This window comes from Telluria antibiotica (assembly GCF_011682055.1).
Lineage (GTDB): Bacteria > Pseudomonadota > Gammaproteobacteria > Burkholderiales > Burkholderiaceae_D > Telluria > Telluria antibiotica.
In genome coordinates this window covers 66,682-80,607 of the sequence record NZ_JAAQOM010000001.1, presented here as the reverse complement: position 1 = coordinate 80,607, position 13,926 = coordinate 66,682, and the positions used below count along the sequence as shown (strand labels likewise).

7 protein-coding genes are annotated in these 13,926 nt (G+C 69.3%); 3 read left to right on the top strand and 4 right to left on the bottom strand.

Translation table 11 applies throughout. The annotated features are described in order from the left end of the window. Positions 1 to 81: 81 nt before the first annotated feature. On the bottom strand, positions 82 to 3,087 hold the full coding sequence (locus HAV22_RS00310) for a TonB-dependent receptor (RefSeq protein ID WP_166855357.1): 3,006 nt from the start codon (positions 3,085 to 3,087) through the stop codon (positions 82 to 84). A gap of 208 nt (positions 3,088 to 3,295) precedes the next feature. On the opposite strand from HAV22_RS00310, the gene HAV22_RS00305 reads away from it, so the two are divergent. The 3 genes from HAV22_RS00305 (at position 3,296) to HAV22_RS00295 (ending at position 10,882) form a co-directional block, all read left to right on the top strand. Then, positions 3,296 to 4,720, top strand: a complete 1,425-nt coding sequence (locus HAV22_RS00305; protein WP_371869496.1) for a glycoside hydrolase family 28 protein — start codon at positions 3,296 to 3,298, stop codon at positions 4,718 to 4,720. Next, entirely contained in the window at positions 4,717 to 8,466 is a 3,750-nt protein-coding gene (locus HAV22_RS00300; RefSeq protein ID WP_208295995.1) for a beta-galactosidase, read from the top strand. The genes HAV22_RS00305 and HAV22_RS00300 overlap by 4 nt, the downstream gene beginning before the upstream one ends. Before the next feature lie 133 nt (positions 8,467 to 8,599). After that, positions 8,600 to 10,882 (top strand): putative bifunctional diguanylate cyclase/phosphodiesterase, encoded by a 2,283-nt coding sequence (locus HAV22_RS00295; protein WP_166855355.1) that lies wholly within the window; start codon positions 8,600 to 8,602, stop codon positions 10,880 to 10,882. Between the two features lie 192 nt (positions 10,883 to 11,074). Here HAV22_RS00295 and HAV22_RS00290 read toward each other — a convergent pair whose 3' ends face one another. From HAV22_RS00290 to HAV22_RS00280, 3 genes are read right to left on the bottom strand one after another with little or no spacing between them, the layout of a single operon-like run. Then, positions 11,075 to 11,530 (bottom strand): YbaK/EbsC family protein, encoded by a 456-nt coding sequence (locus HAV22_RS00290; protein ID WP_166855353.1) that lies wholly within the window; start codon positions 11,528 to 11,530, stop codon positions 11,075 to 11,077. A 34-nt stretch (positions 11,531 to 11,564) separates the two neighbouring features. Further along, entirely contained in the window at positions 11,565 to 12,920 is a 1,356-nt protein-coding gene (locus tag HAV22_RS00285; protein ID WP_166855351.1) for an FGGY-family carbohydrate kinase, read from the bottom strand. Then, the gene (locus HAV22_RS00280; protein ID WP_166855349.1) at positions 12,917 to 13,918 is read right to left on the bottom strand and encodes an ABC transporter permease; all 1,002 of its coding nucleotides are present in this window, start codon (positions 13,916 to 13,918) and stop codon (positions 12,917 to 12,919) included. The genes HAV22_RS00285 and HAV22_RS00280 overlap by 4 nt, the downstream gene beginning before the upstream one ends. Between the last annotated feature and the right edge of the window lie 8 nt (positions 13,919 to 13,926).

Here is a 13,926-nt window from a genome sequence, read left to right as displayed (position 1 = left end):
AGTCGCCGCGATCCCGCCGGCGGACGGGATCGTGGTCGAACCGGAAAGCATACCAGATCGGCGCGCGCTGCGGGTGCGCCGTCAGTACTTGTAATTCAGTCCCAGCACGAACGTGCGGCCCGAGTGCACGTACAGCAGCGTGTCGTTGCGTTGCGTGTCGCGGCCGTAGCGCAGCGGCGTGTCGTTCAGGTTCTGGCCCTCCAGCGACAGGCGCAGTTGCGGCGTGATGTTGTACGAGACGCTCATGTCGATATTGGTGGAGCCGTCGACCATCGTGTAGTCGTGGCCCGCCACGTCGCCCAGCACCGCGTAGATATAGCTGGAGCGGTGCGCCGCGGACACGCGCGCGCTGAACCTCGCATCCTCGTAGTACACGGTGAGGTTGTGCGTGCGCGGGGACAGACCCGTGAAGTCGGCCACCTGCGTCAGCTGCTCGTTCTGCGGCGTTGCCGGGTTGTCGACGCGGGTGATATAGGTGATGCGCGACTTCACGCGCGTCGCGTTCGCGAGCAGGCCGAAATTGCTCCAGAAGCCCGGGAGGAAGCTGAACGGCGCCTGCAGGTTGAATTCCCAGCCCTTCAGGGGGCCGCCCGCCGTGTTGACCTTGCGGCTCACGTTGACTTCCGTCGTGGGCAAGGTCTGGCAGATCGGGGCGCCCGTCAGCGAGCAGCCGTTCAGGATCAGCAATTCGTTCGGCAGGCCCAGCGTGTTGTACGGCACGCGCTCGTTCACGCTCTGGATGAAGCTCTTGATGTCCTTGCGGAAGTGCCCGAGCGAGATCATCGCATTCTTCGCGTAATACCACTCGGCCTGCAGGTCGTACGTGTTGGCGCGGATCGGGTCCAGGTTCGGATTGCCGATCGAGACGGATTGCGCGATCGGCGACACGGTGGCGTTCGGCGCAAGGTCCGTGTACTCGGGCCGCGACAATGTCTTGCCGGCCGAGAAGCGCAGGTACACGTTCTTCGGCAGCTGGGCCGTCAGGTTCAGGGCGGGCAGCCAGTCGCGGTATTTCTTCGTTCCCGTGTTCGGTTGCAGCTTGCCCTGCACGTTGATCATCGCCGTCGACGTGGCCGTCGTCTCGGCGCCGCGCACGCCGAAGTTGCCGCGCCACGTGAGGCCGAACAGGTCGTAGTTGAAGTCGACCATGCCGTACAGCGCGTCGATCTTTTCCTCGACGCGGCGGTTCGTCTGGTTCAGGTAGTTATATTGCGAGCCCGGCACCGCGTCGCAATGGCACTCCGTGTTGACGACGCCGAGGAATTTGGTCAGGTCGACGGCGGACCATGACGACGGCACGCCCGTGCCCCCGAGGCCCGCACCGAACCCGCCGATCCGGCGCGAGATGTCGGCCATCGTCACGCCGGCCGGGAGATTCACCGCGTTGGCGCTGTCGCCGATCTCGTAATTGGTCCAGATGTTCTTTCGGCTGGAGATGCCGACGTGGCTCGTCAGGTGGTCGTTGATCTCCCAGTGCAGGTTCGCCGCCTGCGTCTGCAGCTTGTTCGTCGTGTCGAGGTAGCGGCCCACGAACATGCCGCGCACGTTGCCGGCCGTGTCCTGCGGGGCGAACTGGAAGTTGGCGGGGTTCGCCACGTCGATGCCGAAATTCAGCGTCGGCACGTTGCGGTTGTTGCGGAAGTCCCACGAGAAGCCGTTGACGTTCGGCGCGTCGAATTGCACGGTGGCCCGCATCGGCTCGTTCAGGTTCGAGTTCGAATTACCGGCCATGAAGTCGGCCTTCACCGTGTCGCTGAAGCGGTGGCTGCCGGACAGCACGTGCTGGCGGAACTTGGTCGTGTAGACGTCGAGCAGGCCCTCCGTGCGCACGTCCACGCCGTTGAACCTGCCGTAGTCCCAGCTGCCGTTCGGGTCGAAGTGCGCGTCCAGGATCGACGTCTGCGGCTTGCCGTTGGAACCGAGGTTGCGGCCGAACGAGATCGCTTCGATGTAGTTGTCGTAGCGTTTATTGGCGAACTTCCCGTACATCAGGTCCAGATTCAGCTCACTGTCTGCGTTGCGCCACTGGTAGGAGTTCGTGATGCCCGTGCGCTCGTAATCGGTCTGCGAGCGGCGGTAGCGGGGGATGCGCGGCGCGAACGCGCCGGAGCCGGCGGCCGGGTTGGCGACGGTGCCGCCGTAGTTGTCCTTGCGGCCCATGACGTCGTTGTACGCGGTGGGGTCCGTCGCGCGCGGCATGCCCGTGCCGCACGTCGTCGCCGTGATGCCCTTGACCGCGTCGTTGGCCGGATTCTGCGGCGTCACGCCGACCGGCGAGCAGAAGCCCCCGTCATTGCTGGCGCTGAGCAGTTCCACGGCCTCGTAGCCTTCTTCCGTCGCGCGCCGCTTCGAATACGCGGCGGACAGCAGCGCGCCGACCTTGCCATGGCCCGTGTCCCAGCGGTCGGACAGCAGCGCCGTCACGCGCGGCTGCGTCTTGCGCGACAGCGAGTTGTGCATCTCCTGGCCGCCGATGCTGAACGTGCGGCCCTTGAAGTCGAACGGACGCGCCGTGCGCAGGTCGACGGTGGCGCCGAGCGAGCCTTCCTCGATGTCGGCTTCCGATGTCTTGCGCACTTCGAGGCTGTTGAACAGCTCCGACGCGAACACGGAAAAGTCGAAGCCGCGGCCGCGGTTCGTGCTGCCGTTGATGTCGGAGGCCCCCGTCGCCGCGACGCCTTCGATGCCGTTGATGCGCACGCGCGTGAAGCCGGCGTTGAGGCCGCGCACGGTGATCTGCTTGCCTTCGCCGCCGTCGCCGCGCGCCAGCGCGACGCCGGGCACGCGCTGCAGCGATTCCGCAAGGTTCGCGTCGGGGAACTTGGCGATGTCCTCGGCCTTGATCACGTCGACGATGCCGTCGCTGTTCTTCTTCGTGTTCAGCGCGCTGTTCAGGCTCGCGCGAAAGCCCGTCACGACGACGACGCTGTCCTGCGATTTGGCGTCGGCCGTGGTCGCGGCATCGGCCGCCGCGGCGGTTTCCTGCCCGTGCGCGTGCAGCGATGCGAGCATGGCCAGCACGCCGACGCTGATGCGGCTGCGACGCGCGCGTGGATGAACGTTCCAGGGAATTGCGATGTGGCGCATCGTTGTAGTCTCCATGTAGTTATCGATGACTGGCAAGGTCATGGACGGCGATGGTAGCGCCAAGCATCCGGCCGCGAACGGCTGTTCCGGCGCGAACGCCGTAAAAATCACGTTGTTGAGCGCTTGCGGTTCGCATCGACAACGGCGCTCACACTGGGGGCACAATACGTGCTGCCCGTGCGCGGTGCGCAATCAAAGGAGACGTCCAGTGCCAAGCTTTCTCTCACGGCGCGCGCTGCTGCGCGCCGGCCTCGCCATGCCCGTGCTGGCCGGCTGCCAGTCCCTCATGCCGAAGACGGCCGGCACGCTGCCGCGGACGGACGTACGCGTGACCGCCCCGTTTGCGATGCCCGCGATCGCCGTCCCCGATTTCTCGGTCTGTCCGCGCTTTGCCATCACCGCGTTCGGCGCCGCCCGCGACGACCAGGCTGCGACGAGCGCCGCGCTGGCGCGCGCCATCGCCGCCGCGCATGCCGCCGGCGGCGGTGTCGTCGTCGTCCCGCCGGGCACGTGGCCGACGGGCCCGATTCACTTGAAGAGTCACGTCGCGCTGCACGTGGAAGAGGGTGCGACGTTGCTGTTCTCGCCCGATCCGCGCGACTATCTGCCGCCCGTCCCGACGAGCTGGGAAGGCCTGGAGTGCATGAACTACTCGCCCCTCGTCTACGCGTTCGAGTGCGAGAACGTGGCGTTGACGGGCCGCGGCACGTTGCGCGCCCGGCTCGACGTGTGGCGGCTGTGGTACGCGCGGCCGCAGGCGCACATGGATGCGCTGGTCGCGCTGTACGGGATGGCCTGCCGCGACGGGGTGCCCGTCGAGCGGCGCGACATGACGACGGGCCAAGCGAACCTGCGTCCGCACTTCATCCAGTTCAACCGCTGCCGCCACGTGCTCGTGGAGGACGTCCACATCGTCGACAGCCCGTTCTGGGTGCTGCATCCCTATCTGTGCCGGGACATCGTGATCCGCCGCGTCGACATCGCCGCGCACGGTCACAACAACGACGGCGTCGATCCGGAGATGAGCGAGAACGTGCTGGTCGACGGGTGCACGTTCGACCAGGGCGACGATGCCGTGTCCGTGAAATCGGGGCGCGACCGCGACGCCTGGCGCATCGGCGTCCCGTGCCGCAACATCGTCATGCGGCGCTGCCGCATCAAGAATGGCCACCAGCTGATGGCCATCGGCAGCGAACTGTCCGGCGGCGTGGAAAACGTGTTCGTCGACGACTGTCATTTCGACCACGCGGATTCCTCCGTGCCGAGCACCATCAACAACCTGTTGTACGTGAAGACGAACGAACGACGCGGCGGCTACGTCCGCAACATCCACATGACGAACGTGAGCGCCACGCGCATCAAGGGCGGTGTGCTGGCCGTCGAGACGGACGTGCTGTACCAGTGGAGGACGCTCGTGCCGACGCTCGAGCGGCGGCTGACGCCCATCGAGGGCCTGTTCGTATCCGGCATCCGCGTCGACTGTGCGGGCTTCGTCTGCCTCGTGAAGGGCGAGGCGGAACTCCCCGTGCGCGACGTGCACCTGCGCGACGTCGCGGTACGCGCGGTGCGCGGCACGCCCGTCGTCACGGAACACGTGGTCGGCTTCGAGAACCGCGCGGACGTGCCGGCATGAGCGCCGCAAGGCTGCTCGCGGCGTTCGCTGCCGCACTCGTGCTCGCGCCCGCGGCGGCGCAGCAGGCGGGTAGGCCGCAGGCGTCCGCTACGACGTGGCTGATGGCTGCCGCGGCGCCCGGCCTGCCGGACCGCCTGAGCATCCATCGCTCGGATGACGGCACGACGTTCGTCACGCAGGCCTCGGAGGCGTACGCGCCGCCGCAGGGCATGCTGCGCGACCCGGCCATCGCGCGTGCGGGCGCCGGGTATCGCGTCGCGTACGTGGCCGGCGCGGGCAACGAGATCGGGCTCGCGCGCTCGCCGGACCTGAAACACTGGACATACGAACGCACCGTGCGGATGCCGGGCCCCGTGCGTGCGCCGCGCTGGGTGCGTGCGCGCGACGGCGCCATGCGGCTCGTCGTCGCCTTGCCGCACGGGCCGGCCGTGCTGTCGCCCGACGCAACCGCGGCGCCACGCGGGCTCGCGGGCTTGCAGGACGCCTACGAGGATGCGTCCGTCGTCCAGGACGGCGACGGCTATGTGGCGCTCGCGCGCCGGCGCGCCGACGGCGTCCTCGCGCTGGCCCGCGCGCGCGACGTCGCCGGGCCGTGGACAGTGGAGCGTTCCTTTGCCGCGTTGGGACGGACGGCCGCCGGTGTCGGCCTCGCGCATCGGGCCGACGGCGGCTGGCGCGCCGTGTTCGCCGATGTGGAAGGCCATGCGTGGGAGGCGGACAGCCGCGACGGCATGGCGACGTGGACGGCCAGGCGCGCGCTCGCCGGCGTTGCCGCGCGCGTGGCCGCACCGGACGTGCTGGCCGAATCCGCGGCCGACGTTGCCGCCGCCGCGGCGCCATCCCGCGCACCGCAGACGGTCGCGTGGGACGCCTACTCGCTGATCGTCGGCGGCAAGCGTATCGTCGTGTGGTCGGGCGAGATCCACCCGTTCCGGCTGCCCGATCCCGCGCGCTGGCGCGACGTGATCCAGAAGATGAAGGCGCTCGGCTTCAATGGCGTGTCGTTCTACTTCGACTGGGCCTATCACTCGCCGGCACCTGGCGTCTACGATTTCTCCGGCGTGCGCAACGTGGAGCGGGCCCTCGAGATCGCGGAAGAAGAGGGCATGTACGTGATCGCGCGCACGGGGCCGTACATCAATGCCGAGCTGTCCGGCGGCGGTTTTCCCGGCTGGATGTTCCGCAACCGCGCGGAAGCGCGCACGGACGATCCGGCCTACCTGGCCGCCGTCGACGAATGGATGACGCAGATCGATGCCGTCGTCGCGCGCCACCAGGTGACGACGGGCGGCGGCACCGTCATCGCCTACCAGCTCGAGAACGAACTGGGCAGGGTGGAGACCAAGCATGCGCGCCAGATGGCGCACCTGGCCGCGAAGGCGCGCGCGGACGGCATCACGGTGCCGTTCTTCCACAACGCGGCCGGGCGGCTGCCCGACTGGACCCCACGCGGGTCCAGTGCGCCGTGGGCGAACCCGGGACCGACGGACCTGTACGCGTTCGACGGCTACCCGGGCGGCAGTTGCGACGTGCATGCGAATCCGGCCGGGCCGAACAAGGCGCCCGACTGGGGCATCTACGCGGCGCCGGGGCCGAAGGCGGGCGCGCAGAGCTCCCCGGGCACGCCCGGCTTCGCGGCCGAAGTCGGCGCCGGCTGGTTCGACTACTGGGGCTCGAACGGCACGTATGCGTGCACGGCGGCGCGCCAGGGTAACGGTTACGAGCGCGTGTTCTACGGCACGAACCTCATCAACCGCATCACGATCCACAACCTCTACATGGCATTCGGCGGCACGTCGTGGGGCTGGCTGCCTGGGCCCATCGTCTACACGTCGTACGACTACGGCGCGCCGATCGCGGAAGACCGCGGCCTGCGTCCGAAGGCGCTGGCGCTGAAGCAGCAGGGCATGTTCGTGCAGGCGGCCGGTCCGGTGCTGGCGCACATGGACAAGGGGCCGGAGATCCGGACGACGAATCCCCGGGTGCGGGTCTACCACAACATCAATGCGGAACTCGGGACGCACGTGCTGTTCGCCGTCCACGCGCCATCCGACCTGTTGACGGACGACGCGTTCGCGTTCGACGTGACCACGCGCGACGGCACCTATCGCGTGGCGGCGCGGGTCGACGGCCAGGACGCGAAGATGCTGCTGGCCGACTACGCGCTGGAGCGCCAGCACCTCGTGTACTCGACGTCGGAGCTGCAGGCGCAGCTGCGCGACGGCGAACGCGACGTCGTCCTCATGCACGGCCGCGCCGGCGAACAGGGCGAGACGGTGCTGCGCTACGCGTCCGCCCCGCGCGTGGAGGTGCTGGCGGGCGACGTGCGCCACACGTTCGACGCGGCACGAGGCGACCTGCGGCTGGCGTACACGCACGCGGGCCTCGTGCGCGTGCGCGTGACGGGCGGCGGGCGCCCGCCGTTGCTGCTGTTGATCGCGGACGAGGCCACGTCGCAGCACTTCTGGACACAGGACACGGGCGCCGGTCGACTCCTCGAACTGACGCCGGCGCTCGTGCGCTCGGCCCGCATCGACGCCGCCGGCCTGCATCTCGCGGGCGATACGGAGGCCGCGAGCCCGCTGGACATCTGGGGTGCGAACGTGACGGCGGCCACGTTCAATGGCACGCCGCTGCGGTTGGCGCGCCAGCCGGACGGCAGCCTGCGCAGCGCAGAGCCGCTCGCGGGACCCGCGCACGTGGCCGTGCCGGACCTCGCCGCGCTGGCATGGACGCGCCGCATGGACAGCCCGGAAGCGCACCCCGGTTTCGACGACAGCGACTGGGCGCATGCGGACGGCCGCACGTCGGCCGCGCAGACGTGGACCCAGCCGGAGCGAGGGGAGCCCACATTGGCGATGAGCGACTACGGCTTCCACCACGGCGACGTGTGGTACCGCGGCCGCTTCGATACGACCGACCCGGCCGCGCGGCGGCTCGAGCTGTTCTACGGCGGCGGTGGCGCGGGCATGCTGCAGGCGTGGGTCGACGGCCGCTTCCTTGGCCAGCATGAACTGGACACGGGACGTGCGTTCCCGGAGACGACGGACACGGCGCGCTTCGACCTCGGCAACATGGCGCCTGGCCGGCATGTCCTCGCCGTCATGGTCCGCAACGACTCTCACAACTGGGACCTGATGGGGGACGACGCCCACCGCGAGGCGCGCGGCCTGATTGCGGCGTCGCTGGCAGCGAAGGGGGGCCGCCGTTTCGCCGTGCAGATCGACTGGCGCATTCAGGGCAACCGCGGCGGCGAGGACGGCGCCGACCCCGTGCGCGGCCCGCTGAACGACGGCGGCTTGTACGGCGAGCGCGTGGGCTGGCACCTGCCCGGCGCGTCCGCGCAAGGCTGGGCGCCGGCGCATCCCGGCGACGCGCCGCCCGCGCCGGGCACGTACTGGCTGCGCGCCCATGTGCCGCTCGACCTGCCGCGCGACCACGACGTGCAGCTGGGCCTCGCGTTCGGCGTCACGGACCAGCCGCGCTCGGACCGCGAAAACCGCGCGCTGATCTTCGTGAACGGCTGGAACATGGGGCAGTTCATTGCCCACGTGGGACCGCAGCGCTTGTTCGTGATCCCGCCCGGCATCCTCGACCCGCACGGCGACAACACGATCGCGCTTGCCGTGACGACGGATGGCCAGCCGGGCAACGCGCTGGAGCCCGTGCGGCTCGTGGTGTTGCGCGCCGTCCGCGGTGGCGTGGCCGACGATGCGGGAAGCGCGCCGGCCGGCCTGAGTTATTGAACTAATAGTCACCGCATCGCAACACCTCGTGGTAAAAAAGGTGACAGGGCTGGGGCCGGCACTTACAATGTTGCCTCACGAGAACATTGGCCGTGCCGGATCAGCACCCGGGCGCGCCGCGAGGATACATTCGATGCTAGGGTTTGACGATATCGCACAATGGCGCGCGCGGATTTTCTCGCGCCTGTTGGCGGTAGTGCTCGTCCTGGGCACGATCGCCGCCATCCCCAGCGTGTTCGTCGTCGTCCGCCATGGCGTCTGGACCGTCGCCGTGATGGACGGCGCGGCGCTGGCGTGGCTGTTCGCCCTGTGGCGCCTGGAGCGCGTGCCGTACACGTTCCGCGTGCTGAACTTCCTCGCGATCATCTACATGGTCGCGATCTGCCTGATGCTGAATGTCGGGCCGGTCAGCCAGAACTACCTGATGGCGCCCCCCGTGATGGCGGCGATGCTGCTCGGCACCGTACCCAGCTTGTTGGCCCTCGCGGCCAGCGCCGTGATCCTTGTCTTCGGCATCACCCAGTTCCCGTCCACGCTGGTGGGCTTGGGCCATGATCCGCTCGTGACGGCGCTTCTCGTCACGTTGAACTTTTCCTGCGTCGGCGCGCTGCTCACGCTCTCGTGCGGCGCATTGCTCAAGGGGTTGTCGCGGTCACTGGACGACGTGCGCGGCTTCGCGAAGTCGCTGGAGAGCGGGCAGGACGCGCTGCACGCCGTGAACGCGGAACTGCGCCTGACGTCGGCCGCGCTGGCCCGCCTGAACGACATGGTGCTGATCGCGCGCGCCGTCGACACGCCCGATCGCGACCTACCGATCATCTTTTCCAACGAAGCGTTCCAGCGCCGCACCGGCTATACGGACGCCGAGATCGTCGGCCGCAGCATGCGCGTGCTGCACGGACCGGGCACGGATCCGGCCGTCGTGGAACGGATCATCGACTCCATGCACCAGGGCAGGGCTGCGACGGCGGAAATGGTCAACTACACGAAGGCCGGCGATCCGTACTGGGTCGAGATGGAACTGATGCCGTTCACGGACGACGCGGGCCACATCAGCCACTGGGTCGTCGTGGGCCGCGACATCACGGAGCGCCGCCACTCGGCCGACGCGATCCACCGCCTCGCGTACTACGACGTCCTGACGGGACTGCCGAACCGGCGCCTGATGACGGAGCGCCTGGACGCGATGGTGGCGGCGGCGAACGCGGGCCGCGGGCTCGGCGCCGTGCTGTACATCGACCTGGACAACTTCAAGCACGTGAACGACGCGCGCGGCCACGCAACGGGCGATGCGCTGCTCAAGCACACGGCGAAGAGCCTCGCGAACGTCGTGCGCAAGGGCGACACGGTGGCGCGCCTGGGGGGCGACGAATTCGTCGTGCTGCTCGAGGGCCTCGGCACCGACGCCGTGGGCGCCGCCGCTGCGGCGCTGGCCGTGTCGGACAAGATCCGTGCCGCGCTCGCGGAGGACGTGACGATCGACGACCAGGCCTACCGCTCGACGGCGAGCATCGGCGTCGCGCTGCCCACGCGGCCCGGCCAGTCCGTCGCCGACCTGCTGCGCGACGCCGACCTGGCCATGTACCACGCCAAGGCGGCCGGGCGCAACGGCGCGGCCATGTTCGAGACGTCGATGCTGGCCGCGGCCGAACGCCAGCTGACCCTCGGGCGCGACCTGTCGGCGGCGCTGGCCAACGGCGAGCTGTCGATGCACCTGCAGCTGCAAGTCGACCATGCCGGCACGCCGGTCGGCGCCGAGATGCTGATGCGTTGGCGTCGCGGCGACGGCACGTTCGTCCCGCCCGACGTCTTCATCCCCGTCGCCGAAACGACTGGCATGATTTTGCCGCTGGGCCTGTGGGTGCTGCGCCAGGCCTGCCTCGCACGCCTCGCGCTGGAAGCGGCCGGCCATCCGTTGCAGCTGTCGATCAACGTGAGCCCGCGCCAGTTCCGCCAGCCGGAATTCGTCGCGCAGGTGCGTGCCGCGTTCGACGAATCGGGGGTGCCACCGCAGGCGTTCGTGTTCGAGGTGACGGAGGGCTTGCTCGTCGAGGACTTCGACATGATCACGACGAAGATGCGCGAGCTGGCGGCGCTGGGCATCCGCTTCTCGATCGACGATTTCGGCACCGGCTACTCGAGCCTGGGCTACCTGAAGAAGATGCCGCTGTACGAGCTGAAGATCGACAAGAGCTTCATGCGCGACACGCCGCACGACGCCAACGGCACGGCGATCGTGCAGACGATTCTCGCGATGGCGGACCACCTGGGCCTGCGCGTCGTCGCCGAGGGCATCGAGACGGAAGCGCAGGCGCGCTTCCTCGCCGATAACGGGCGGCCGTGCATGCAGGGCTACCTGTATTGCCGGCCGTTGCCGCTGGACGATCTGGTCGCACGCTTGAACCGCGGCGTGTGAGGCTAAAGTCGCAGGCTGCCGGTCACGTTTTCACTGTGCCGACGTCCGCGTGGGCACGGGGTGCCCACCCTACGGCTGGCGGGTGTGTACGTATGTATCGCGCCGGCGCGCCCGCATCTCGTAGGATGGGCTCCCCGAGCCCACGCGTAACGCATTCGTCGCGCGGACGTCCGCACGGCCGCAGCGTACGCGTCACACGACGTCGACCCACTCGGCATTCGTGAGAAGGGCCAACCGGTCGGGCGTCATGCGCACGGCCGCATCCGGCGCGCCTGCCGCGGGATACACGACGTCGAAGTCCCGCAGCGACACGTCGCAGAACACGCGCAGCGGCCGCGCCAGCCCGAACGGGCACACGCCGCCGACGGGATGGCCCGTCTCCCGCTCCACTTCTTCGAACCCCAGCATGCGGGCCTTCTGGCCGAAGCGGTCCTTGTACTTGCGGTTGTCCAGCCGCGCGTCGCCGCGCGCGACGAGGAGCACGACGTCGTCCCCCTGGCGCAGCGACAGCGTCTTGGCGATCTGTCCCGGTTCGACGCCCAGTGCTTCAGCGGCCAGCGCGACCGTCGCCGTGCTGGTGGCGTAGCGCTCGACGGCGATGTCGGGGGCGTTCGTGGCGAAGAAAGCGGCGACGGAGTCGATGCTCATGGCGGGTTCCCGTGCTTGTGATCCATCGAGTCTATCATTGGCCCCGTGCCAGCGCTGCGCGCCAGCGGGTTTTGTAGGCAGCGAAGCCCTCGGGCGTGCGCGCGAAAACGACGGTGCTCCCGCCCGGCGGCGGCGCGTCGCGGTAGCGCAGCATCCACCCGCCGCACGTGGTGCCGCTCGCGTCGTCGGAATACGACACGGCCTGCGCGGGCCGCAGCGCCGCGAGCAGCGGGCCGAACCAGGGGTTCGCCGTGAAGCTGCCTTCGACGGCGAGCGGCCCCGCGGCGCCCAGCGCGTCGAGACAGTAGTCCGTCACCAGCACGCAGTACAGCGTGGCCAGCGCATAGCGTTCGCATGCGTCCGCCGGGTGAGGGCCCGCGATGGCACCCGCGCGGCCCGCGAACGGCCCACCCGTGGCGGCGAAGCAGGGCAGCGCCACGGTGCCCTGCGCGACGAGGCGTTCGAGGTCGTCGAAGCCGCAAGGTACGGGCGCGGCGCCGGCCAGCTCGCCGAATTCGCGCCCGCCCATGAAGCGCATGCACGCGACGGGCTGGCCCAGGGCGTTCGTATTGGCCAGCATGTCGGCGTGTTCGCGCAAGCCGTCCAATGGCGCGCCGAATGCGGCGGCGATGACCCACGTGCCCGTCGAGAGCACGGTGCCTTCTCCGTTGCCGAGGTAGCGCAGCAGCGACGCGTTGCTGTCGTGGATGCCGCACAGGACGCGGCAATCCGGCGGCAGGCCCGTTGCCGCAACGACGTCGGGCAGCAACGTGCCCAGCACCGCGTGCGGCGGCGCGAGTGGCGGCATCAGGGCCGTCCAGCCGGCACGGGCCACGAGGCTCGAATACGCTTGCCGGCGTGGGTCCCACAAGTCCGTGTGGCAGCCCAGCGACGTCGCTTCCGACGCGGCCCGGCCGCACAGGCGCCACGCCCAGTACTGCGGATACATGAGGATGTGATGGGCGCGGCCGAAGGCGTCCGGGAAACGGGCGTGCAGCCACGCGAGCTGGCGGCCCAGGTTCAGGCCCGCCGGCAGGCTTGGCGACAGCGTCTCCGCATACGGCGGGGCGTCGTAGTCGAGACCGGGCAGGTCCGCTTCGTAGTCGAGCACGGGCAGCACGAGGCCCCCGTCGTCGACCAGCGCCGCGGTGGCGCCGTGCGTCACGGGCACGATGGCCGACACGCGTGCAAGCGGCGCGAACTCGCGGCACGTTCCCAGCATCCAGTCCCACAAGCCGTCCGTGTCGTGGTGCGCATACGGCCCGTCCGTGCGCACTGCGTTCGGGCGGCGCCGCTCGGCCAGCACCGTGCCGGCCGCATCGATCAGCGCCAGCTTGGCGTTCGTCTTGCCGATGTCCAGGACGATCAGCGCGTCGTGCGGGGCGCTCATCGCGTGCGCCGCCTGCGCAGGAGCCGCGGCACGGCGATCGTCACCAGCAGCAGCACGCCGACGACGATCGTCATGTAGATGCCGGGGATGTTCGCGAGCGACAACCCGTACGTGACCGTGCCCATCGTGAGCACGGCCAGCATCACGCCGGCGATCGTCCCGGCGCCGCCCGCGATGCTGACGCCGCCGAGGATCACCATCGTGATGACTTCCAGCTCCCATCCGGTCGCGATGTTCGGCCGCGTGCTGCCGATGCGGCCCGTCAGCAGGAAGGCGGCGAGGCCGGCCATCGCGCCTGTGAGCATGAACAGCGCGAGGCGGTAGCGGTCGACGGCGATGCCGGAAAAGCGCGCGGCGTCCGGATTGTTGCCGATGGCGTAGATGCGGCGGCCCCAAGTCGTCGTGTGCAGGAGGACCGCGAACAGCGCGGCGCACACGAGCAGGACGACGAATTCGCGCGGGACGATCCCGAAGAAGTAGCCCTGGCCCCAGTCGGCCAGCAGTTGCGGATAGCCAGTGAACGCCTTGTCCCCGAGGACGACGCTGGCCAGGCCGCGATACAGCGAGACGGTGCCGATGGTGACGACGATCGCCGGCAACGCGAAGCGCGTGACGAGCACGCCGTTCAGGCAGCCGCACGCGGTGCCGGTCGCCAGTGCGACGAACGGCAGCGCGGCCGGCGGGAAGCCGGCCCGTTGCGCGAGGCCCATCGCGACGGACGACAGCGCGAGCGTGCCGGCGACGGAGATGTCGATCTCGCGGCAGATGATCAGCAACGCCATCGGCAATGCGATCAGGGCCTTCTCGCTGAAGTTCTGTGTGCCGTCCAGCAGGTTGTACAGGTCGAGGAATTGCGGCAGCGCGATGCTGTCGACGACGAAGACGACGAGGAACAGCAGCGCCAGCAGGGTTTCCCAGCGGCCGAGGAAGGTCGCAAGGCGCGGCGCTTCGCGGTCGAGGATCGTATAGCGCGAGGACGACTTGGTTTCGGTTTGCATGGTCGTGG

Coding starts and splice junctions, on each gene's coding strand:
- HAV22_RS00300 (WP_208295995.1), top strand. CDS start 4,717: ATGAGCGCCGCAAGGCTGCTCGCGGCGTTCGCTGCCGCACTCGTGCTC.
- HAV22_RS00295 (WP_166855355.1), top strand. CDS start 8,600: ATGCTAGGGTTTGACGATATCGCACAATGGCGCGCGCGGATTTTCTCG.
- HAV22_RS00290 (WP_166855353.1), bottom strand. CDS start 11,530: ATGAGCATCGACTCCGTCGCCGCTTTCTTCGCCACGAACGCCCCCGAC.
- HAV22_RS00310 (WP_166855357.1), bottom strand. CDS start 3,087: ATGCGCCACATCGCAATTCCCTGGAACGTTCATCCACGCGCGCGTCGC.
- HAV22_RS00280 (WP_166855349.1), bottom strand. CDS start 13,918: ATGCAAACCGAAACCAAGTCGTCCTCGCGCTATACGATCCTCGACCGC.
- HAV22_RS00285 (WP_166855351.1), bottom strand. CDS start 12,920: ATGAGCGCCCCGCACGACGCGCTGATCGTCCTGGACATCGGCAAGACG.